Here is a 22,096-nt window from a genome sequence, read left to right on the forward strand (position 1 = left end):
AGTGATCATGGAATGTCCAGCAGTGCTGACGACCTCGGAACTCTTCCGGGAGCTGTTGCGGCTGACGCGCTCCTACGCCCTGTGCGAGGCACGCTTGCGGCATCGGCTTGGTCTGAACGATACAGACCTGCGCGCGGTGAACCTGCTGCGCTCCCTGCAAACACCCAGCTCCGGGCAACTGGCCCGCGAACTTGGGGTCTCATCGGCAGGAATCACCTCGGTCCTGGATCGGCTGGAGGCCCGCGGAGTGGTGGAAAGACGGCATCACGCCTCGGACCGCCGGCGCACCTTGGTGGTCCCGGGACCCAATTTCCCTGTGTCCACCGGACCGGGACAGGTACTGCTCCGGCATCTGCACACCTTCAGTGCGCAACTCGACGAGCCGGACCGTGCCTGGCTGCGCGCCGAGCTGGAAGCTTCCCGGCGTGAACTGGACCAGCGGGAGACCGGGAGCAGTGAAGAACACCAAGCAACCACACCACAACCTGGGAGCAGGGAATCATGAGAACGCACACCACCACGCACCAGTCCCTGCCGGCCCCAACAGCGCCAGCACACACTCCGCTATCGCAAACAGCACCGGCCGCGCGCGGGCTCATCGATGAGGCCACCCGGCAGGCCATCAGCGACCGGCTGGAACTTCTGGCCATCCAGGCCCAGCGCCGCAGCGCCGCCTACTCGGAGCAGACCGCGCTGCTCTGGTCCCGAATCGGCGCACGGCTGGGAACCGGCAAGCTCATGCGGCCAGGGATGGTGATGCTCGGATACCGGGCGTTCGGCGGACGCAACGAAGCCCGCGCCATCGACTTGGGCTGCGCCTTCGAGCTGCTGCATGCGGCCCTCTTGATCCACGATGACGTGGTGGACCGCGACTTCGTACGCCGCGGAGAGCCGACCATCTCCGCGCTCTACCGCGACCACGCGCTGGCCAACGGGCGGAATCCTGCCGATGCCGAGCATGCGGGCAATTCGGTGGGCATCATCGCCGGGGACCTGCTGATCAGCGAGGCGATCAAGCTCGCCGCCCGCGCCGCGGCCGGCAGCGATGCCGAAGCCGGCGTGGAACAAGCCTTCTTCCAAGCCATCGAGCAGGCAGGGGCCGGGGAACTCGAAGACCTGCTCTACTCGCTGGGCCCTGCACCTGCCACCACCAGCCAGGTGCTGCGCATGGAGCAGATGAAAACCGCCGCCTACTCCTTCCAGCTGCCGCTGCAGGCAGGAGCCCTGCTGGCCGGAGCGCACCCCGTGCAGGCCGAAGCCCTCGGCACGGTGGGATGCCAGCTCGGCGTGGCCTACCAGATCATCGATGACGTGCTGGGCACCTTCGGTGATCCGACGCGCACTGGCAAGCCGGTGGAATCTGATCTGCGCGAATTCAAGAGCACCATCCTGCTGGCCCTGGCCAGCGAGCAACCAGAATTCTCCGCACTGTTCAACGGATTCCGCGAGGGAACGGTGGATGCCGGCAGGATCCGCCAGGAGCTGGCGGCGCAGGGAGCAGAGCGCTTCGCCCGCCAGCTGGCTGCGCAGCTGTGCTCGCGGGCCACCGGCTCCGCCGCCTTCCTGGACTTGCCCAAAGAAGCCCGCACGCTGCTGCTCGAATGCACCAGCCTGATCCTGGATCGAAGCAGCTGAACACCATGAAACGCGATACTTCCCTGAGGCCCGCTGCCGGCACCGCCGCCCTGGAGCACTACTCGCGCGCTGCCCAGCGCAGCGCACAGGTGGTGCTGGGCGAATACTCCACCTCGTTCTCGCTGGCCTGCAGGATGCTGGATGCCGGCAGTGCCCGGCACATTGCCAATATTTATGCGCTGGTGCGCCTGGCTGATGAGATCGTGGACGGGGTGGCCTGCCAGGCCGGCCTGGATGACCAGGCCATCGGAGGCTGCCTCGACGAGCTGGAAGCCGAAACCCTGCGCGCGATGGACCGCGGCTACAGCACCAACATGGTGGTCCATGCCTTCGCTATCTCCGCCCGGGCCACCGGCATCAACGCCGCGCTCACCGGCCCGTTCTTCGCATCCATGCGCGCGGACCTCTCCACCGGGCAGCACGACGCGCGCAGCCTAGAGGACTACATCTACGGCTCGGCCGAAGTCATCGGGCTGATGTGCCTGCGGGTCTTCCAGGCGATGCCCGGCGCACCTGAACTGGACCGGGCCGAGGAGCAGCAGGCCCGCCAGGCTGCCCGCAGCCTGGGCGCGGCCTTCCAGAAGGTCAACTTCCTGCGCGATCTGGCCGAAGACAGCCAGGACTTGGGACGCAGCTACTTTCCCGGGATTAACCCGGCCCGCTTCGACGAGCAGGCCAAGGCGCTGCTGGTGGAGCAGATCGAGCAGGACCTGGCCCAAGCCCGCGCCGGGATGCCTTATCTGGCCCCGTCAGCGGCCCGGGCGGTGCGCCTGGCCCATGACCTGTTCCGCGAACTGAATTCCCAGCTGGGCAAGGCCGACGCCGCCGACCTGCTGCGCACCCGCATCTCGGTCTCCACCCCGCGCAAGGCGCTGATCGCCGCCCGCGTGCTGCTGGGAACCAGCCGCAGCGCGCACCGCAAGCAACTCATGGAAAGAGCACGCAGATGAAGAACGAAAACCCGGATGTCGTCGTCATCGGGGCAGGTTTCTCCGGCCTGGCCAGCGCCGGGCTGCTGGCCGCCCGGGGCTGCAAGGTCACCGTCATCGAGCAGCAGCCGCATCCTGGCGGACGCTCAGGACGCCTGGAACGCGAAGGATTCCGCTTCGACACCGGGCCCTCCTGGTACCTGATGCCCGAGGTCTTCGAGCACTGGTTCCGGCTCATGGGCACCAGCGCCAGCGAACAGCTTCAGCTGCGCGAGCTGGATCCCGGCTACCGCGTCTTCTTCCAGCACCGCGACGCACCCGTGGACGTGGGCACCGGCACCGCGGCCAGCGCCCTGTTCGAAGCCCTGGAACCGGGCAGCGCTCCAGCCCTGGCGCGTTACCTGCGCACCGCGAAGGAAGGCTACGAACTGGCCCTGGAGCATTTCCTCTACGATGATTTCAGCTCGCTGACCGGGCTGCTGAACCCGAAGATCCTGCGCCGCGCCCCGCAGCTGGCCAAGCTGCTGGCCACCAGCCTGGCAGGCCATGCCGCCCGGCGCTTTGCCAGCACCGAGATCCGCCAGCTGCTCGGCTACCCGGCGGTGTTCCTGGGCTCCAGCCCGAAGCGCACACCAGCGCTCTACCAGCTGATGAGCCACCTGGATCTGGCCGACGGGGTCAAATACCCGATGGGAGGCTTCGCCGCCGTGGCCGATGCGATGGCCGCACTGGCACAGAAGCACGGCGCAGCCATCCACCTCTCAGCCACCGCAACGGCCATAGAAACCAGCCCGGGAAAGCACCCGCGGGTCACCGCGGTGCGCTGGATCGATGAGCACGGCAAGGCGCAGCGCACCGAGGCCACGCATGTCATCGGAGCCGCGGACGTGCGCCACCTGGACGGCGAGCTGCTGCCCGAAGAGCTGCAGACCCATACCGCCAAGAGCTTCCAGCGCAAGGATCCCGGCCCCAGCGCGGTGCTGCTCTGCCTGGGGGTCAAAGGCAAGCTGCCCCAGCTGGAACACCACAACCTGCTGTTCACCACCGACTGGGACGAGAACTTCTCTCGCATCCGCAACGGGCAGGCTCTGCAGGAAGAAACCAGCATCTATGTCTGCAAACCCAGCGCCACCGACCCGGACGTGGCACCGGAGGGCTGCGAGAACCTGTTCATCCTCGTCCCAGCCCCAGCCGTGCCCGGATGGGGGATGGGCGCCGCCGATGGCGCAGGAGCCGCCATGGTCGAGGCGGTGGCCGACGCTGCCATCGACCAGCTGGCCTCCTGGGCCGGCATCGAGGATTTGCGGTCGCGGATCGTGGTGCGCCAGAGCATCGGCCCCGGGGACTTCGCCGCCCAGTACGGCGCCTTCAAGGGCGGTGCGCTGGGCTTGGCCCATACCCTGGGGCAAAGCGCCATGCTGCGTCCGGGCAACCGCAGCGCCACCGTGCGCGGGCTGTACTATGCCGGCAGCACCGTGCGCCCCGGAATCGGGGTGCCGATGTGCCTGATCAGCGGGGAGCTGGCAGCCAAGGCGGTGCTCGGTGTCCCCGGTGCCGGGCCGATGGCCGAAAGCGGTGCTGCAACGCTGGCGCAGGAGGCCGGAGCATGATCTATTTGGGCATCCTGTTGTTTCTGCTTGCCTGCATGGTGCTGCTGGATGCCAAGGGGAAGCTGTTTCTCTTCCGCCACCCCGTGCGCGGGATCCTGGCCCTTGCGCTGGGCACCGGTTTCTTCGTGCTCTGGGATGTGCTGGCCATCAGGCAGGGCATCTTCCTGCACAAGGAATCGCAGCTCATGACCGGGATCATGGTGGGCGAGCAGTTCCCGCTGGAAGAAGTCTTCTTCCTCATCTTCCTGTGCTACTGCGCGATGATCGCCTTCGCCGGCCTGCCGATGCTGGTCCGCGGGCTGCGAGGGGAGCGGCATGTTCCTTGAATTGAGCTTCTGCTTCCTTGCCGCGGCCATGGCCATCTTCGCCGCCGGGCTGGCCGCCAGCAAGCAGCACCTGCGCACGGTGATCAAGCCGCTGGGCGCCGCATTGGCCGTGATGCTGGTGCTCACCGCGATTTTCGACAACCTGATGATCTACGCCGGGCTGTTCGGCTACGGCCGCGGTACGCTGTCCGGGGTGCATATTGGTTTGGCCCCGATCGAGGACTTCTTCTACGCCGCCTGCGCGGTCTTCCTTCTCCCCGGGCTGTGGTGGCTGCTCGGCGCAGGCAGAAAGGATGCTTCATGATCCGCGGAATCGTTGCCAGCTCGCGGCCCATTTCCTGGGTGAATACCGCCTACCCGTTCGCCGCCGCCTATCTGCTGGCCGGCGGGGGAGTTGATTGGCGCTTGGCCGTGGGCACGGTGTTCTTCCTGTTTCCCTACAATCTGCTGATGTACGGCATCAACGATGTCTTCGACTACGAATCGGATCTGCGCAATCCGCGCAAGGGCGGAATCGAGGGCGCGCTGCTGTCCCGGCAGAGCCACAAGGCGCTGCTCGTCGCCTGCGTTGCGTGCGCCGTTCCGTTCCTCGCGGTGCTCGCAGCGGCGGGAAGCCTGGTGGCCAACCTCGTGCTGGCCGTGTCCATCTTCGCTGTGCTTGCCTATTCGGCACCGCGGCTGCGCTTCAAGGAACGGCCCGGGCTGGACTCGCTGACCAGCGCGGTGCATTTCGTTTCGCCGGCGGTCTACGGCTGGGTGCTCGCTGGTGCCAGCGTGCAGCCCGGGCAGTGGCTGGTCTTCGGCGCATTCCTGCTGTGGGGGATGGCCAGCCATGCCCTCGGCGCAATCCAGGACATCATTCCCGATCGCCAGGGTGGCCTGTCTTCGATTGCCACCGCCTTGTCCGCCCGCACCACCATCTGGCTGGTCCTTGCCGGCTATGTGCTGGCCGGAGTGCTGGTGGTCGCCGGGGTGCAGGGGATCGGCCGCTGGGCGTCGCTGCTGGCCCTGCCTTATGTGCTCAACGTCCTACCGCATCTTGGAGTCAGCGACGCGAGCTCGGGTACGGTTAATCGAGGATGGAAGAGATTCTTGTGGATCAACTACCTGTGCGGTTTCCTGCTGACCATGCTCCTGATCTTTTCGGCACTTTTCACCTAACTAGACCCGGATGGGGAATCAAGGATTTCAATGGATGTCATTTTGCTTTCGGAGGATGGCCAGCCAATCGGCGTGCGACCGAAAGAACTGGTCCACACCACGGATACCGTGCTGCACCAGGCATTCTCGTGCCATGTGCGCAATGCCGCCGGCCAGGTGCTGGTGACCCGCCGCGCACTGTCCAAGGTGACCTGGCCAGGGGTATGGACCAATTCCTTCTGCGGGCATCCGCAGCCCGGTGAAAGCTTCGAGGAAGCGATTGCCCGCCATGCGGCCCATGAGCTCGGCTTCAAGGTCAGTAGCATCGATTCGGCGCTGCCGGATTTCCGCTATCGCGCCGTGGATGCCTCGGGCATTGTGGAGAATGAAATCTGCCCGGTCTTCACCGCCGTGATTGACAGCGAGATCACCGCCAACCCGGATGAAGTCATGGACTACTGCTGGGTGGATCCGGCGCAGCTGGGCGTTGCCCTGCGCGCAACCCCGTGGGCCTTCAGCCCGTGGCTGGTGATGCAGGCCGAACAGCTTTCACTGTACCGGGCCCAGCAGGGCTGAACCCGGGCATCGCGTTGGAATGAGCTTCGGCCCGGTCATTGGGTGAGAAGTTGTCCTGGCCATGGGCTAGGCTCAATTGCATGGTGCTTCAAGTATTTGCTGCCGGGATCAAACGGCGCTCAAAGGCCAAGCATGCCATGGGCAAAACCAGCGTCGTAGCTGCCGGACTGGTGCTGGCAACATGCCTGGCCGGCTGCACGCCGCTGCAGTTCGAAGCATCCGACCGCATCCCGGGTGCAAACGCGACGATCGCGGCGCTGCCGAAGTATGCCGATAACCTGGAGGAAGTCGAGGGCCGGCAGGAATGGGCTGATCAGAAAATCTTCCAGTACCTCAACGGCCAGGGCGCTGCGGGATTCCATTCATTCGCCAAGGATTCCATCCAATACGCCACCGTCGGCTGGCTTTCTCCGGTCCAGGGCGTGCTCGCCATAGTTGTGGAGGGCAGTGACTGGATCGCCGATGGCAGTGCCGCCCGCTATGCCGGACTGGTCATCACATCCGTCGGCTACGAATCCAGCGAATTGAACCGGGTCGAGATTATCACCGTAGAAGGTGAGTTGCTCGCTTCCGACTACCGCGCGAATCACCCCGGAGCGCTGTGAACGAAAGACCACCTCACCGCAGGGCTCGCGATGGAGCTGGCAGGCGAGATGGCCTTCTCGTTTTGGGATGCTGTTGCTGCTTATACGAAGTTCTCGGTGCCTTCGATGGTGTTCATGAAGTGATCCATGAAATCGGCGAAGTCTTCAGCGTCCGATTTCTGGTCGAGCGTGGCACCAATGCTGATCGCGTCATCCACATGCAAGTCGATGCTCGGTGCTTCAGGAACGCTGAAGCGGAACACGCGACCGGTAGAGATCGCAATCTCGTAGCCGCCATCGCTCAGCTCGGCCAGCTGGTTCACGTTCGTGTTGTTGATGTTGATGGCATCTTCGGAGGCTTCCAAGCTGCTTGCATTGACTGGCGCAATAATCAGCTCCGCCGGCTGGCGTCGATATCCGATGACCTTGAGCCCCCCGGAGCCGGCGATGCCGATGCCTGCCACGAGATTGTAGCTGGCGAAATTGGGGATCTGCGAGTCAAAAGCCTCGTGGAGGCGGTCCTTGACCTGCTGGGTCGGATTTTCGTCTGGGCGCTTGTCCATACCCCTTACTCTACCGATAAGTTTGGACAATTTGATCAGACGCAACACTTATCGAAATATGTCATCGACACGTCATGGGTTATCTGATTGGTCATATTGACTTCTAGAATGGGATTAATGAGCCAAGATGCTAATTGAGTCAAGACGCCATGCGCACGTGTGGCCACTGGCCCAATTCATGCCCTTCTTGGCTTACAGCTGCAAGCGAAACCATCTGCAAGGCAGGCGGTTTCCTTGGGGCAAGGGCTGCGAGCTGGATTAATCGCATCCCTGGCAGTTGGTGCTTGTCTCCAGCTAACCCCGCTTCGACAGGCGCTTTCAGTGCCCGGGAAGCAAAATGGCCAAAGTCTGAACGTGGGGACGCGTCCAATCTTTGGACATTCATCTCATATAATGAGATAAACAGGGTGTCTAGTTGCTCTTTGCCGTGAGGTGGAGAAAACTAGAGGCATGCAAACAAACACCGATGTACTACTAGTTATCAGGCGCGGAGCCTGAGGCGCTGTCCAACACCACGGACGGTACACCGGTAACGCGCAAGCCCCCTTTCGTCATCAGTGACGGCCGCGGGGCGTTTTTTATGCGTAAACGAAGAGATAGAAATGGAAAGGATCCCGATGAGCAACTCAACACCCGCCAATCCGGCGTCGGTTGCGAAGTCAATCAATCGAACCAAGGATGCCGCCGCCGCTGTCTCTTCCGTCGTGGAAGCTTCGAACCCGGTCCAGGGTCCGAATAATATCGTTGCTCCCACACAGATGACGGGCTCACAAGCCATCGTCCGCTCGCTGGAAGAAATGGGCGTCAAAGACGTCTTCGGATTACCAGGTGGGGCCATCCTTCCCACTTATGATCCACTGATGGATTCGACCAAGATTAACCACGTCTTGGTCCGCCACGAACAGGGTGCAGGCCATGCCGCACAGGGTTACGCCATGGTGAGCGGGGAAGTGGGCGTCTGCATCGCCACTTCCGGTCCAGGCGCAACCAACCTCGTCACCGCACTGGCCGATGCCAATATGGACTCGGTCCCAATGGTGGCCATCACCGGTCAGGTCAATAGCGCTTTCATTGGCTCTGACGCATTCCAGGAAGCAGACATTGTCGGCATCACGATGCCGATCACCAAGCACGCTTTCCTGGTCACCAACGCAGAGGACATTCCTCGCACGCTGGCCAGCGCGTTCTACCTGGCGCAGACCGGCCGTCCCGGTCCGGTGCTGGTGGATATCACCAAGGATGCGCAGACATCCGAGATGACCTTCTCCTGGCCGCCCAAGGTGGACCTGCCCGGCTACCGCGTGGTCACCCGTGGCCACAACAAGCAGCTGCGCGAAGCCGCCAAGCTCATCGCTTCGGCAACCCGCCCGGTGCTGTACGTCGGTGGCGGCGTGATCAAGGCCAACGCGCACGAGCAGCTGAAGGAATTCGCGGAATTCATCAACGCACCAGTGGTCACCACCCTGACCGCCCGCGGCGCGTTCCCGGACTCCCACGAGCAGCATGTGGGCATGCCCGGCATGCACGGCGCCGTGTCCGCAGTGACCGCACTGCAGCAGGCGGATCTGCTGATCACCCTCGGGGCCCGCTTCGATGACCGTGTCACCGGCGTGCTCTCCACCTTTGCGCCGAACGCGAAGGTGATCCACGCCGATATCGACCCTGCGGAAATCTCCAAGAACCGCGTGGCCGATGTGCCGATCGTGGGTTCGCTGGATGAGATCATCCCGCAGCTGCACGAAGCCTGCGCCGCACGCTTCGAGAACGAAGCCCAGCAGGATCTGACCGGCTGGTGGGGACTGCTCAACCGGCTGCGCGAAACCTACCCGATCGGCTACACCGAAACCCACGATGGCCTCTCGGCTCCGCAGAACGTCATCCAGCGGATCGGCGAGCTGACCGGTCCGGAAGGCGTATACGTGGCAGGCGTGGGCCAGCACCAGATGTGGGCCGCGCAGTTCGTGAAGTACGAGCGCCCGCGCTCGTGGCTGAACTCCGCAGGCCTGGGCACCATGGGCTACTCGGTGCCGGCTGCGATGGGTGCCAAGGTTGCCCAGCCGGACCGCGTGGTCTGGGCCATTGACGGCGACGGCTGCTTCCAGATGACCAACCAGGAGCTGGCCACCTGCGTGATCAACCAGATCCCGATCAAGGTTGCGGTGATCAACAACTCGTCGCTGGGCATGGTTCGCCAGTGGCAGACCCTGTTCTATGATGGCCGCTACTCCAACACCGATTTGAACACCGGGCACGGAACCGCCCGGATTCCCGACTTCGTGAAGCTGGCAGACGCCTACGGCTGCGTGGGCCTGCGCTGCGAACGCGACGAGGACATCGATGCGACCATCCAGAAGGCATTGGAAATCAATGACCGCCCGGTAGTCATCGACTTCGTGGTCTCGGCCGATTCCATGGTGTGGCCGATGGTTCCATCGGGAGTCAGCAACGACCAGATCCAGATTGCCCGCGGCATGACCCCTGAATGGGAAGAGGAGGACTAGAACATGGCAAAGCATACGCTTTCGGTACTGGTTGAAGACGTTCCCGGCGTGCTGACCCGCGTCGCCAGCCTCTTCGCTCGCCGTGCCTTCAACATCCACTCGCTGGCCGTGGGCCCGACGGAAATCGCCGGCATCAGCCGCATGACCGTGGTGGTCGACGCCGAGGGGGATTCCCTGGAGCAGGTCACCAAGCAGTTGAACAAGCTGGTCAACGTCATCAAGATCGTGGAATTGCTGCCAGAAACCTCGGTGCAGCGCGACCACATCATGATCAAGGTGCGCGCCGATGCGGCGACCCGCCTGCAGGTGACCCAGGCCGCCGAACTGTTCCGCGCTTCGGTGATCGATGTATCCACCGACTCGCTGGTCGTGGAAGCCACCGGCAACGCCGCGAAGATCGATGCGCTGCTGGCAGTGCTTGAGCCTTTCGGCATCCGCGAGATCGTCCAGGCAGGAACGCTGGCTGTGGGCCGTGGATCAAAGTCCATGAGCGACCGCGCCTTGAAGACGATTTCCGCCTAGGCGCAACGACTTCAAGAGACACGAACTACAAAATTAAGATACTTGGCACCTAGCTTGGAAGTAAGCAACAGTGCCTCAGCAAAGACTTCTTCACCAGAAGCACATATAAGGAGAACTACAGTGGCTGATCTGTATTACGAAGACGACGCAGACCTCTCGATCATCCAGGGCAAGAAGGTAGCCATCATCGGCTACGGCTCCCAGGGCCACGCCCACGCACTGAGCCTGCGCGACTCGGGTGTCGAAATCACCGTTGGCCTGGCCGAGGGCTCGAAGTCCCGCGCCAAGGCTGAGGCCGAAGGCCTGAAGGTCGCCACCGTTGCCGAGGCAGCAGCCTGGGCAGACGTCATCATGATCCTGACCCCGGACCAGGTCCAGGCCCAGGTCTACACCGAGTCGATCGCCGAGCACCTCGAAGAGGGCAACGCCCTGTTCTTCGGCCACGGCTTCAACATCCGCTTCGGTTTCATCCAGCCACCAGCCAACGTTGACGTTGCCCTGGTTGCCCCTAAGGCACCAGGCCACACCGTGCGCCGCGAATTCGAAGCCGGTCGTGGCATCCCTGACCTGATCGCCGTGGAGCAGAACTTCACCGGCGGCGCCAAGGAACTGGCACTGTCCTACGCAGCAGGCATCGGCGGCACCCGCGCCGGCGTCATCGAAACCACCTTCACCGAAGAGACCGAAACCGACCTGTTCGGCGAGCAGGCTGTGCTCTGCGGCGGCACCTCCCAGTTGGTCCAGTACGGCTTCGAGGTCCTGACCGAAGCCGGCTACAAGCCGGAAATCGCCTACTTCGAGGTGCTCCACGAGCTGAAGCTGATCGTCGACCTGATGTGGGAAGGCGGCATCGCCAAGCAGCGCTGGTCGATCTCCGACACCGCTGAGTACGGCGACTACGTCTCCGGCCCACGCGTGATCACCCCAGAGGTGAAGGAAAACATGAAGGCTGTCCTGGCTGACATCCAGTCCGGCGCTTTCGCAAACCGCTTCATGGAAGACCAGAAGGCCGGCGCTCCTGAGTTCAAGGAACTGCGTGCCAAGGGCGAAGCGCATCCGATCGAGACCACCGGCCGCGAACTGCGCTCGCTGTTCTCCTGGATCTCGGACGCATCCTCGGATGACTACGTGGATGGTTCTGTAGCCCGCTAATCGCAGGCAATGAGCTGATCCGCTAGCCATGCGCCGCTGGCCTCGACAATTATTATTTGTCGGGGCCAGCGGCTTTTTGCTGCCAGGAATCGACACACTGGTTTGATGGCGCGAGTGCGACTCGTTGCTGCGTTCAGTAACAAGAAATCGATTGGAGAATGATTCACCGTGCAAACGTGCGTTTCTGATCGACCCGGTTGCATAGCTTGTTTGGCTGTACGGGGGTGCAAGCGTTCGGGAAGCCGCCGTCGGAAGCCCGTGTTTCCTGAGCGTTTTTCTCAAGCTGATTGCTAGACTAGCTGGAAACAACCAAGGGAGTGCGCCGGTGCTGCAGGAAAGCAACTACGATGATTTCGCTACGGACTACGCGGATGAGAACGAATTCAGCCTGCTGAACGGCTACTACGAGCGCCCGGCCACACAGGAGTTGGCAGGAGAGGTCGCAGGCCGGAAGATCCTTGATATCGGGTGCGGTGCTGGGCCCCTGGCTGAACAGCTGATCCTTCGCGGAGCCACCGTCTCGGGCTTCGATACCAGCCAGGCAATGGTGGATCTGGCGCGCCAGCGGCTGGGCGATGACGCAGACCTCCAAGTAGCCACGCTGGGGGAGAAGCTTCCCTACAGCGACAGCAGTTTCGATGACGCCATTGCTTCCCTGGTATTCCACTACTTGCCGGACTGGACCTACGCCTTGGAAGAAGTTCGCCGTGTGCTCAAGCCCGGCGGGCGGCTCATCATGTCGGTGAACCACCCGATTCTCTATCCGTTCAACCACCGCGGCAAAGACTATTTCCAGCTCACCCAGTACACCGATGAAGTAGCCTTCAATGGGAAGCCTGCCCAGCTGACCTATTGGCATCGTCCGCTGCATGAAACCATGGCAGCGCTGATCTCCGCCGGGTTCGCCATCGAGCGGGTATGGGAACCTCCGTACGTGAAGGATGCGCCAGAAGGAGTGATTCCGGAGGCGCTGCGCGAGCGAGACGCGTTCTTGAGCTTCCTATTCTTCTCGCTGCGTTCGACGCGCTAGCAGGTGATGCGCAAACCTGCCACCGCGGACTAGGACCCGGTGTCCCCGCTCTTTCGCGGGCGACCGGCAAGGTACACCCAGATACCCAGGAGCACCAGAACCGACCCGAGCCAGACGCTCCACCAGGGGAAGCCCGGGATCTCGGGAGTGGAGCCGAGAGCATCGAGATCGGCCTGCGGGGTGGGGTGCACGCGTTCGCCGGTGACCAGCATGCGATGCGTGTTGATGCCCAGGGGAGTACAGGTGACCAGGGTGGCCAGATCCTTACCGAACTGAGGGGCAAGCGCCTTGGTCTCATCCGGTTCCACCGTCTGGGTTTCGACGACCCGGTAAGTCAGCACCTCGTTGAAGACTTCGATGCTGAAGGTCTCGCCGATTTCGACCTGGGGCAGATCGTTGAACATATTGGCTTCCGGCAGTCCGCGGTGAGCGGTCAGCACCGTATGCCGGGATTGCCCGCCTACAGGCAACGCCGTGCCCTGCAGATGCCCTACGCCTTTAAGCAGGGTTTCCGCATCGGTACCGTGGTAGATCGGCAGGTCGATTTCCACCGACGGTACGCGCAGCCGGCCTATGAGCCCCTCGCTGTTGACGTTCAGCAGGGAGTCGTACTCAGTATCTTCCCGCACCGAGCCGTCGCTGGTGGGGACGTTGCTGCCCGGAGCCAGCAATCCACCGCCAACCAATTCCTCGTTGTACTCCTGTGCCCGCAGAAGCTCCTGGGAGATCCTTGAGCTGTCCTCGTGCGAAACGTCGCTGGAGATCTCCTTGATGATCCTGGATTGGTTGTACTGCGAGAACCAGCTCGCGGTTGGTGGGTACAGCAGCATGAGCGTGCCCGCCAGGAAGACGGCGGCGATCACCAAGGTGGAGACCGGGGCGCGCCAGCGGTCCCTGGGCCTGGGTGGTGGAGCCAGCGTGGAACTGGATGTGGAGCTCATGATTTCTGCCTATGGAGTCGTAGGAAGCAGCAAGTTCAGAATGGAAATGGCGGGAGACCCAAGCAATGCTTAGTTCTCCCGCCATCTACTGGTTGGCTTTGCGCTGCAGCAACCAGTACGCGGGCTTAGCCCTGGGTGCGTGCGCGGCGGCGCTTCACCAGTACCGCACCACCGGCGGCGGCCATCAGGCCAACACCTGCAATGGTGAACAGGACGGTGCCCGAAGCGCCAGTGAGCGGCAGATCAGGACCGGTCGGCTTATGGTTGGTGATCGTTTCGACCAGGATTTGGCCGCTGGTGACAACCAATTCATCGGACCATGGGTCAGCTGGGAGCACGTATCCGGCTGGTGCCTTGGTTTCCTTGACCCAGTAGCTCGATTGCATGTCATCCTCGATGCCCAGATGCAGTTCCCACTTGACGACCCCGTTTTCGGTGGTTCCGGTAGCCAGAGGGGCGCTGGTGGCATTGCCGTCGGCATCAGGTGCCGTTCCGTAGAGCTCGAAGACCGCACCGTCCAGCAGGACGCCGTTCTCGCCTTCAGCCTTCTTTTCCAGCTGCAGGGTGCCCAGGTTGGTGTTGGTGGTGCCTTTATCTTCCGTGCCATTGATGTTCACCGTTGCGGTGTTCTCGATGACTCCGCTTTCAGGAATCGAGATGACCTTGGTCTTCACAACCGCCGTCACCGTGGTGGCGCCGGCGTCATCAAGCTTGGTGAGGCCCGAACCGGTCAGCGTGATCACCGAATTGTCCGGCGAAATCGTGTAGTCGGTATCCAGGTCCAGTTCCTCGGTACCGATCGATACCGATTCCCAGGAGATGAATTCCAGATTTGCCGACAGGTTATCAGTCAGGGTGTAGGACTTGTACGGAAGATCCGATGCAGGCACGTCGGTGACCAGCGTCCAGGTGACTTCATCGCCCAGCAGCTTGGCAGTGTCATCCACGCTCTTGTGCTGCTCGATCGTGTTCAGCGTGTTCTTCGGGTACACATGAACATTGTAATTCCAGGTGCTGTCGGCATTCGGGTAAGGAATGCTCACGTAGAACGGTGCGGCCGCGGCATCGATCAGGTTGTTGCCCGAATCGGTTTCGGTGATCAGGTACAGTCCCAATTCCAAACCGGAGAACGTAGTGAAGCCTCCGACGGTTGCCTGCGAGACACCGGTTCCCAGGCTGTAGCCTAACGGCAATGCTTCGCCTGCAGTTTCAGATGGCAACGCTTCTGCCAGTTCCCAACCTTCAGCCGTGCTCAAGTCAATGGGATCGCCGTCGAACAGCACCGGCTGCAAGGTGAATTCCACACCGTCCAGGCCTTTGCCGGCGCCTGGATCCGGATCCAGCAGCGTGCCGTTATTGAGCCCTTCAACAGGGTCCGCCGAGGACTTGTGGACAGTGATGCTGCCGATGGTTCCCGGCGTAATATCCGAAACTTCGTCAGCGGATGCGGCAGCTACCCCAAATAGCCCCATCCCAGCAAGAGCCAAGGCGCTTGCTCCGGCAACTAGCTTGCCGAGTCTGCGTTGCGTGAACACGATTACTCCTTCTTGTGCGAGTGTTTTTACGCCTACCCAAGTTCGGCGTGGTTGGTGAAATTGTTGAATCTAGCCGAGATTCCGGCTATGACGGATACGGAAGGCCTGCGCACCCCAAATGCCCAGCCCTAGTACCAGGATTCCGCCGCCAATCAGATATATCTGATCTCGGCCGATGCCTCCGGTGAGTGGAAGCGCTGGACCGTCCTGCTGCTCATTGGTGATGGCAGCCAGCTCTATATCCAGCGCGTCCCCGGTGACGTCAAACTCGTGGATCGTCTCGTCCTTGATGTAGCCCGGAGGAGCCGTAGTTTCTTGGAGCGTATAGTTCCCCCATTTCAGGTTGGCCAAGGCGAACTTCCCCTTGGCTGGATCCATGTCCGGACCGGTGCAGCCCTCGTCCATGCAGTCGGTGACCAAGATGGTTGCCGATGCATCTCCCAGCGGACCGGTCAGGGTCCATTCGGCGCCTGCAAGCAGGTCGCCGTCAACGGTGGTCTTGCTCCAGCTGACCGACCCGGGAAGGGCCGTGTTCACGATGGTGCAGGTGGCTTCTTGGCCAAACTCCAGCGTGATGCTCGCGCCCTCTCCACTTCCGGTGCCGACGCAGCTCCATGTGCCTGGCTCATAGCCTGCAGCGGTGCCTTCCTCGGTCAACTGGTAGGTTCCCACGCTGACCGAAGCGTCGGTGATGGCGGTATCCCCGGTTTTGCCTTCGATGCTCCCGGCGGTGCCGGCAGCCTTCAGCGTCCAGTCGCCCGCGGTCGAAGTGCCGTTGAATTCCTCGTTGTCCACCACCTTGACGAGGGTCAAATGCTGCTCGCAGTCCACTGTATTCACGACAGCCACCACATTGGGCGAAGGCGTTCCGGTCATGGTGTGCATAGCGGATTCGCCTTCGATGCCGTCGATCGTTGAACTGGTGACCGTGCATAGTTCCGGAAGCGTGCCGGAGAGGGTTTCCTCGATGGCTACTTCGTCGCCGATCAGGTGTCCGGTGCTAATGGCCCCGAATTCTGCCGGTTGCCCACTGATGCTCAATTCCGCGTCGCCGACTGGTTGATCTCCGTGGGCGTACTCGGTGCCATTGACCACCCAGGTTTTGGTAACTGTCAGGTCAATTTCCTGGGTATTGGTGAGCACGCAAGTGGCCTTGCTCCCGGCTGCAATGGTGACGGTGTTGTCTTCCCCAACAACCGCACCCTCGCAGGACAAGTCCGTCAGCTGGTAGTTTTCCGGTCCGGATTCGGAGATGGCGTATTGGCCGGGAGCTACCGGTACGTTGGTTACGCTTTCGCTGCCCGTTATTCCGGACAGGTCCGATGAGCTGCCGTCAGCTGCCAGCGTCCATTCCGTGGCAGCCGCCGCACCTATAACTTCCTTTTCCAAGGTCAGGGTGGTGCAAGTGACGGTGTTGGTGACCGTGTAGGTGTTCAGCCCCGGTTGCAATACCTGTGCTCCGAGATCCCCAGAGGAAACATTGGTGCAACCGGCGGGCAACGCCGGGACAGATTCGCCGATGATGATTTCTTCATTGGCCTCGTAGTCGGCTCCATTGCTGCGCTTGGCGTAAGCGGTGCCGAACTGCGGGGAGTTCTGGCCGGTCAGTTCCAGAGCGGCAGTGTAGTCATCGGGCTGCTGGCCGTTCTCGAATTCTTCACCGTCAATAACCCAGTTCTTTTCGACTGTCACGCTGGAGCAGGTGCTCGGTACGGAGAGGGAGATTGGCGCGATCCAGTCACCCAAGTTGGAAGTTTCCTGAATGGCTGACGAGGAACGCAGATTCAACGTGCCGTAATTGCCGGTGCAGGTAGCTTGTCCAAAGAGCGAGGTCAGGTCTACGCCGATTTCGGCGAAGCCACGCACAGGGATCGTGCTGGTTCCATCGAAGCCGGTGATGGGCTGGGTATTTGTCGCTCCGACAAAACCGCTAAGAGTCTGCTGCTGCACCCATAGGCCGGTGCTTGCGTTCCACATGTAGGCACCGGCAAGGATGAGATTGTTGTTGCCATCCTGTTCGATGCTCAAACGAAGGTCGCCATTGGTGCGAACCGGAGTCGGGATGACCGCGGGGTCGTTTTTATTGGCATTGAGCTCAACGATATAGCGGATGGTGCCGGTGCTTGTCCCTCGCTCAAACCCCAAGAAAGCGTAGACGTGGCCATTGCTCGTGGTCGAGTAGGCGTAGTTGCGGCCAATATCTGCCTGGCTCGAAGCTTGTCCCGTGCCATTGATTTGGTTCGCGGCCCATGGCCAGTTCCTTTCGCTGGCACCGCGGGTGAACTGTGTGCTGTCGTCGAAACCATCATTGCCCGAAGGCGCCGACAGGACGGTCGTCCAATCGGCGAGATTCGCGTTATTGGCACATAGGTTGCCATCAAGCTCAAATCCCCCAAGAACCTGAGTTGATGCCTGGACGACGTTGCAAACGCCCCCTATGGCCATCGGTGCGAGCAGTTTGTTTTCAGTATTGCTGGGCGACGATGTCGGTGTCGGAGAGGGCGACTCCGATGACTTCTTCGCAGCCTCGGTAGGAGAGGATTCGGCTGTGGCAGATGCTTTCAGGGTTGCCGGTGCGCTTTTCGAGGACGGCGCGCTGGAAGCTTCCTCGGTAGTGGTCTCCTCATCGACGGTCGGCTCCTCAGTTGGCAGCGTTCGAGCAACCGGTGTCTCCGATTCCTTTTTCGGCACGGAAGTTGGCGTCTGCGTCACCGCGAGTTGCTTTTCAACGGGTGGCTTTGAAGATTTCACCTTTGGAACAGTAGGTTCGAGAGAAGACGCAGCCGTTGAAGATTCAGCCGGTGATGGTGCCGGGCTAGTTGGAGACTGAGAGGCAAGTACAATTTTCGAATCGAATTCGGCAGCCGACGGGGCCAGCTTTTCATCCACTGGCGATTCGCCCGACGAAGTGGCGGAAGCTGGAACGAATGTTCCGGCGAACGCCAGGGCGAAGACGATTCCAGCGCTGACTGCGACGCTGGAAATGGCACTTTGCGACGTGCCATGTTTTCTTGCTCCCCAGAGCAAGGAGCATTTACCGGAACGACCGTTGTTCCGTCGTGCAACTCTGTCCCCAACAGGTTTGCCAAACACAAGAATTCCCCAATATCCGAGGACATTGGGGATGCTAGACCTGAAGAACGCAGACTGGTGCGTAGAATTTGACGCTCGTTTCCCAAAAACGAGTGCCAAAATTGCAGCCACTTGATCCCCACGATCAACTGGCTTTCCCCAAGTTTTGCCGGACCCCCAACATCCGGGCGAGTGATATGGCGACAGCGTATCGGATGAAATTCAATTTCGTCAACAACGAAGATTAATAATTGGATGCGGAAGCTCAAGATGATGGCAGTCAAGGCTGCGAATGCGCGGTTTCTCTTGGAAGAGGAAATTTTTGGGCATTCGAAAAGTTCTAAGAAGTAGCTTAAACGGGGACTTAACGAAGAGCAGAATAGTGCGACTGCTGGAACTACTTATGACGACTTTGCCCGAGCATTTTCGGGTGAGAGCGAGCCGACCATACTGAATGTCGTATACGGCCGTCCAGCAAAACCCTAAATGGCCATTGACGCCTCCGGATCGCAGATCCGCGATCTCTGTTATGAGCCAGACGATGATCGACTCGGCTCGTTCACGGCTCGGGGAGGGTACAGGCGCGGCTTGATTCCCCGGCCAAAATAGTTTCATTCATGCCGACGAATCTACCGAGGAAGCTACCGGCCGCGGCGAACTAGAGTCGCGTCGCTACCGACGCCGGCTGATGGGGAAGTGCTCCAGCACGTATTCGGCAATGGCCATGGCCGAGGATGCCACAGGGGAGCGAGCATTGCGCAACAGCGTCACCGGGCCCACGCGGTCCACAGCGAAATAATCGAGCAGCGAGCCATCCTTGTCCCAGGCTTGAGCTCGGACCCCGGCCTTGCCCTTCGCCACGAGATCAGCGGAGGACAATTCGGGAAGATAGGCCTGCGCCTGCTTGAGGCACAGCGGCTTGGCCAGCGAGGCGCCGATTTCAGCGAGTCCCATTTTCCAGTATTTCTTCACCAGGCTCGGCGCACCGGACCAGCGCAGGGACTCGACGGTGTCTTTCACCGAGATGGATCTCCAGCTGTATCCTTCACGCGACAGTGCCGGGACAGCGTTCGGGCCCACATGCACCTCACCGTTCACGCCACGGGTGAAATGCACGCCGAGGAAGGGGAAGCGCGGGTCGGGCACCGGGTAGATCATGGCGTTGACCATCGGGGCGGAGTCCTTGCTCATCTCCCAGTACTCGCCGCGGAAGGGGAGGATCTTGGGAGACGGGCTGGCACCGACCATTCGTGCGATGATATCGGACTGCAGCCCGGCGCACACGATGAGCTGGGCGAATCGATGCGTCGTGTCGCTGGTGGAGACCAGGCAGGTATCGCCGAGGTTCTGGATGGCCGTCACCTCGGTGCTGCAGAGGATCTGCCCACCGGCCTGAACGACGTCCTCGGCCATGCGGCGGGTGATGGCCGAGTAATCAACCGATGCTGTGCGCGGGGAGTGCAGTGCTGCGATTCCGGCGGCATGCGGTTCAATGTCCCGCAGCTCGTCGCGTTCCAGGCGCGCCGAGGAAGGAACCCGGTTCTTGATAGCCCGTTGCTCAATATTCGCCAGTCGCCCCAGTGGGGAATCGTCCAGGGCTACGACGAGTTTTCCCAGCTCCTGGTAGGGCAGGGCGTGCTGCTGGCAGTATTCCCGGGTCATGGCCATGCCGCGGGCGCAGAGCTGGGCCTTGAGCGAGCCAGGCTGGTAGTACAACCCGGCATGGACCACGCCGGCGTTGCGTCCGGTCTGGTGGCTGGCCAGGGTTGCTTCCGTTTCCAACACCGTGACGTGATGCCCTGCAATGATGGACAGGGCGCGGGCCAGGGCAATCCTGAGGATCCCGCCGCCAATGATCCCGATACGTGTTTCCATGGCTCCCAGCAATGAAAGTCTGCGACGCGCTGCGCAGCCGATAATCCTGATTTTCACTGTTCGTATCCGGGGCGCATCACCGCGTCTATGGGTGCCTGTACTTGATCTGGCAAGTAGGGCAGAAGCGAATAAGGTTTGAACGCCCATTGGCTTCGCTGTGGCAGGGGATTGATGTGATGTGCCGGTGTCCGAGACATCGTGCAGACTGAGCGACTAAACGTGGAATTATTACGGAATCTGAGACTGTCCTGCGCGGGAAAGAGTAGGCTTTACAACGTGGCGGGAGACAGCGCTCGTCAAAGTCTATCGAATAAGTGAAAGTTTTCACAAAGTCTGGTTTTCTCTTCGTAACATGCGTGAATTCAAGGGAAAACGGAGGATGCATAGCGCTACTCTGGAAATGTAAGCAGCGATTAACAGCTGCTTCCATGCAAGCATCAGCCCAAGAAATCGCAGAGGTGCCACACCCGTGTCTGACAACAAGCCAATCGTACTTCTGGCCGAACAACTCTCCCCAGCAACCGTTGCTGCCCTCGGCCCCGACTTTGAAATTCGTCAGACCGACGGAGCGGACCGTTCCCAGCTGCTCGAAGCCATTGCCGATGTAGATGCAATCCTCGTGCGCTCCGCCACCCAGGTAGATGCTGAGGCAATTGCCGCCGCAAAGAACCTGAAGGTCATCGCCCGCGCCGGCGTGGGCCTGGACAACGTGGACATCAAGGCAGCCACCCAGGCTGGCGTCATGGTAGTCAACGCACCGACTTCCAACATCATCTCCGCAGCTGAACTGACTGTAGGTCACATCGTGTCGCTGGCACGCCGCATTCCAGCAGCCAATGCATCGCTGAAGAGCGGCGCATGGAAGCGAAGCTCCTTCACTGGCGTTGAACTCTTCGAGAAAAAGGCCGGCATCATTGGGCTCGGCCGCATCGGCGCCCTCGTAGCAGCACGACTGCAGGGGTTCGGCATGGAAATCGTCGCCTATGACCCATACGTCACTCCAGCTCGTGCCGCACAACTGGGTGTCACCCTGCTGACCTTGGATGAGCTGCTGGGTGAAGCCGACTTCATCACCATCCACATGCCGAAGACCCCGGAAACCGTGGGAATGCTGGGCAAGGACGCCTTCACCAAGATGAAGAAGTCCGCCTATGTGGTCAACGTGGCACGTGGCGGCCTGGTGGACGAAGACGCGCTGTACGAAGCATTGAAGAATGAAGAGATTGCCGGCGCCGGTATTGACGTTTTCGTCAAGGAGCCAAGCACTGACCTCCCATTCTTCGAATTCGACAATGTGACCGTGACCCCGCACCTGGGTGCTTCGACCGACGAAGCGCAGGAGAAGGCTGGCGTGTCGGTTGCCAAGTCGGTCCGCCTGGCACTGGACGGCGAATTGGTTCCAGATGCGGTAAACGTTGCAGGCGGTGTCATCGATGAGAATGTTCGCCCCGGCATCCCGTTGATCGAGAAGCTCGGCCGCATCTTCAACGCTTTGGCTTCCGGCTCGCTGACCAGCATCGATGTCGAGGTTGCCGGCGAAATCGCAGCACTCGATGTCAAGGCCCTGGAACTGTCGGCACTCAAGGGTGTCTTCATGGACGTCGTATCGGACCAGGTGTCCTACGTGAACGCACCGGTCCTGGCCGAGCAGCGTGGCGTTGCTACTCGACTGATCACCACCCCTGACTCTCCTGAGTACCGCAACCAACTGACGATCAAGGGATCCACCAATGAGGGGGCCCAGCTTGCTGTGGCCGGTACGCTGACCGGTCCTAAGCAGATTGAGAAGCTGGTGGGCATCAACGGTCACGAGATCGAAATCCCGATTTCCGATCACATGATCGTCGTTCGCTACGCGGACCGTCCGGGTGTCGTTGGCTCGCTGGGCAACGTACTAGGGGAGCAGAGCGTCAACATCGCTGGCATGCAGGTTTCGCGCGATGAGAAGAAGGCTGAAGCGCTGGCTGTCATTAACATTGATTCGGCGTTGCCGGGCGGTGTGCTGGATGTTGTCGGTGCAGCGATCGGTGCGAGCGTTGCACGAGAGATCAATCTAGCTGAGTAACCGGACGCCACCAGCGAATTACATACCCGTGCTAAGTCAT

The 22,096-nt window shown here is 61.3% G+C and carries 20 protein-coding genes; 15 read left to right on the plus strand and 5 right to left on the minus strand.

Annotated elements, in window-relative coordinates:
• Positions 1-7: 7 nt before the first annotated feature.
• From ACLQ8T_RS07150 to ACLQ8T_RS07190, 9 genes are all read left to right on the plus strand, one after another.
• Positions 8-505 carry a MarR family winged helix-turn-helix transcriptional regulator gene (locus tag ACLQ8T_RS07150; RefSeq protein ID WP_413456194.1) on the plus strand — a complete coding sequence of 166 codons (498 nt, stop codon included), beginning with the start codon at positions 8-10 and terminating at the stop codon, positions 503-505.
• Complete coding sequence (locus ACLQ8T_RS07155) at positions 502-1,635, plus strand: polyprenyl synthetase family protein (RefSeq protein ID WP_413456195.1); 1,134 nt, start codon at positions 502-504, stop codon at positions 1,633-1,635. The genes ACLQ8T_RS07150 and ACLQ8T_RS07155 overlap by 4 nt, the downstream gene beginning before the upstream one ends.
• A gap of 5 nt (positions 1,636-1,640) precedes the next feature.
• Positions 1,641-2,585, plus strand: a complete 945-nt coding sequence (locus tag ACLQ8T_RS07160; protein WP_413456196.1) for a phytoene/squalene synthase family protein — start codon at positions 1,641-1,643, stop codon at positions 2,583-2,585.
• Positions 2,582-4,174, plus strand: coding sequence for a phytoene desaturase family protein (gene crtI / locus ACLQ8T_RS07165; RefSeq protein WP_413456197.1), 1,593 nt, complete (start codon positions 2,582-2,584; stop codon positions 4,172-4,174). Before ACLQ8T_RS07160 ends, crtI begins: the two co-directional genes overlap by 4 nt.
• Positions 4,171-4,500, plus strand: a complete 330-nt coding sequence (locus ACLQ8T_RS07170; RefSeq protein ID WP_121866643.1) for a lycopene cyclase domain-containing protein — start codon at positions 4,171-4,173, stop codon at positions 4,498-4,500. The genes crtI and ACLQ8T_RS07170 overlap by 4 nt, the downstream gene beginning before the upstream one ends.
• Positions 4,490-4,804 carry a lycopene cyclase domain-containing protein gene (locus ACLQ8T_RS07175; RefSeq protein ID WP_413456198.1) on the plus strand — a complete coding sequence of 105 codons (315 nt, stop codon included), beginning with the start codon at positions 4,490-4,492 and terminating at the stop codon, positions 4,802-4,804. The genes ACLQ8T_RS07170 and ACLQ8T_RS07175 overlap by 11 nt, the downstream gene beginning before the upstream one ends.
• Positions 4,801-5,661, plus strand: a complete 861-nt coding sequence (locus tag ACLQ8T_RS07180; RefSeq protein ID WP_413456199.1) for a prenyltransferase — start codon at positions 4,801-4,803, stop codon at positions 5,659-5,661. Before ACLQ8T_RS07175 ends, ACLQ8T_RS07180 begins: the two co-directional genes overlap by 4 nt.
• Positions 5,662-5,691: 30 nt before the next feature.
• Positions 5,692-6,216, plus strand: coding sequence for an isopentenyl-diphosphate Delta-isomerase (gene idi / locus ACLQ8T_RS07185; RefSeq protein ID WP_413456200.1), 525 nt, complete (start codon positions 5,692-5,694; stop codon positions 6,214-6,216).
• Between the two features lie 80 nt (positions 6,217-6,296).
• Positions 6,297-6,821: a hypothetical protein gene (locus tag ACLQ8T_RS07190; RefSeq protein ID WP_413456201.1), complete on the plus strand. Its 525-nt coding sequence runs from the start codon at positions 6,297-6,299 to the stop codon at positions 6,819-6,821.
• Between the two features lie 80 nt (positions 6,822-6,901).
• Here the strand turns inward: ACLQ8T_RS07190 and ACLQ8T_RS07195 are convergent, their stop codons facing one another.
• On the minus strand, positions 6,902-7,363 hold the full coding sequence (locus ACLQ8T_RS07195; protein WP_413456202.1) for a hypothetical protein: 462 nt from the start codon (positions 7,361-7,363) through the stop codon (positions 6,902-6,904).
• Positions 7,364-7,980: 617 nt separating this feature from the next.
• On the opposite strand from ACLQ8T_RS07195, the gene ACLQ8T_RS07200 reads away from it, so the two are divergent.
• From ACLQ8T_RS07200 to ACLQ8T_RS07215, 4 genes are all read left to right on the plus strand, one after another.
• The gene (locus tag ACLQ8T_RS07200; RefSeq protein ID WP_038991385.1) at positions 7,981-9,864 is read left to right on the plus strand and encodes an acetolactate synthase large subunit; all 1,884 of its coding nucleotides are present in this window, start codon (positions 7,981-7,983) and stop codon (positions 9,862-9,864) included.
• Positions 9,865-9,867: 3 nt separating this feature from the next.
• On the plus strand, positions 9,868-10,386 hold the full coding sequence (ilvN, locus tag ACLQ8T_RS07205; RefSeq protein WP_413456203.1) for an acetolactate synthase small subunit: 519 nt from the start codon (positions 9,868-9,870) through the stop codon (positions 10,384-10,386).
• A gap of 120 nt (positions 10,387-10,506) precedes the next feature.
• Entirely contained in the window at positions 10,507-11,538 is a 1,032-nt protein-coding gene (gene ilvC, locus ACLQ8T_RS07210; RefSeq protein WP_038991389.1) for a ketol-acid reductoisomerase, read from the plus strand.
• A gap of 325 nt (positions 11,539-11,863) precedes the next feature.
• Positions 11,864-12,568: a class I SAM-dependent methyltransferase gene (locus ACLQ8T_RS07215; protein WP_413456204.1), complete on the plus strand. Its 705-nt coding sequence runs from the start codon at positions 11,864-11,866 to the stop codon at positions 12,566-12,568.
• Between the two features lie 29 nt (positions 12,569-12,597).
• Here ACLQ8T_RS07215 and ACLQ8T_RS07220 read toward each other — a convergent pair whose 3' ends face one another.
• From ACLQ8T_RS07220 to ACLQ8T_RS07230, 3 genes are all read right to left on the minus strand, one after another.
• Positions 12,598-13,509, minus strand: a complete 912-nt coding sequence (locus tag ACLQ8T_RS07220; RefSeq protein WP_413456205.1) for a class C sortase — start codon at positions 13,507-13,509, stop codon at positions 12,598-12,600.
• A gap of 125 nt (positions 13,510-13,634) precedes the next feature.
• Positions 13,635-15,044, minus strand: coding sequence for a SpaH/EbpB family LPXTG-anchored major pilin (locus ACLQ8T_RS07225; protein ID WP_413456206.1), 1,410 nt, complete (start codon positions 15,042-15,044; stop codon positions 13,635-13,637).
• A 69-nt stretch (positions 15,045-15,113) separates the two neighbouring features.
• Complete coding sequence (locus tag ACLQ8T_RS07230) at positions 15,114-17,489, minus strand: SpaA isopeptide-forming pilin-related protein (RefSeq protein ID WP_413456207.1); 2,376 nt, start codon at positions 17,487-17,489, stop codon at positions 15,114-15,116.
• On the opposite strand from ACLQ8T_RS07230, the gene ACLQ8T_RS07235 reads away from it, so the two are divergent.
• Positions 17,482-17,874 (plus strand): hypothetical protein, encoded by a 393-nt coding sequence (locus ACLQ8T_RS07235; RefSeq protein ID WP_413456208.1) that lies wholly within the window; start codon positions 17,482-17,484, stop codon positions 17,872-17,874. The two genes, ACLQ8T_RS07230 and ACLQ8T_RS07235, sit on opposite strands and share 8 nt — an antisense overlap.
• 914 nt (positions 17,875-18,788) lie before the next feature.
• Here the strand turns inward: ACLQ8T_RS07235 and lhgO are convergent.
• Positions 18,789-19,991 (minus strand): L-2-hydroxyglutarate oxidase, encoded by a 1,203-nt coding sequence (gene lhgO / locus ACLQ8T_RS07240; protein WP_413456209.1) that lies wholly within the window; start codon positions 19,989-19,991, stop codon positions 18,789-18,791.
• Positions 19,992-20,460: 469 nt separating this feature from the next.
• Here lhgO and serA point away from each other — a divergent pair, with 469 nt between their 5' ends.
• The gene (gene serA / locus ACLQ8T_RS07245) at positions 20,461-22,056 is read left to right on the plus strand and encodes a phosphoglycerate dehydrogenase (RefSeq protein WP_413456210.1); all 1,596 of its coding nucleotides are present in this window, start codon (positions 20,461-20,463) and stop codon (positions 22,054-22,056) included.
• The last annotated feature ends 40 nt before the right edge of the window (positions 22,057-22,096 follow it).

Origin of the sequence: Glutamicibacter sp. FR1, assembly GCF_047300825.1 — a bacterium.
Taxonomy (GTDB): Bacteria; Actinomycetota; Actinomycetes; order Actinomycetales; family Micrococcaceae; genus Glutamicibacter; species Glutamicibacter nicotianae.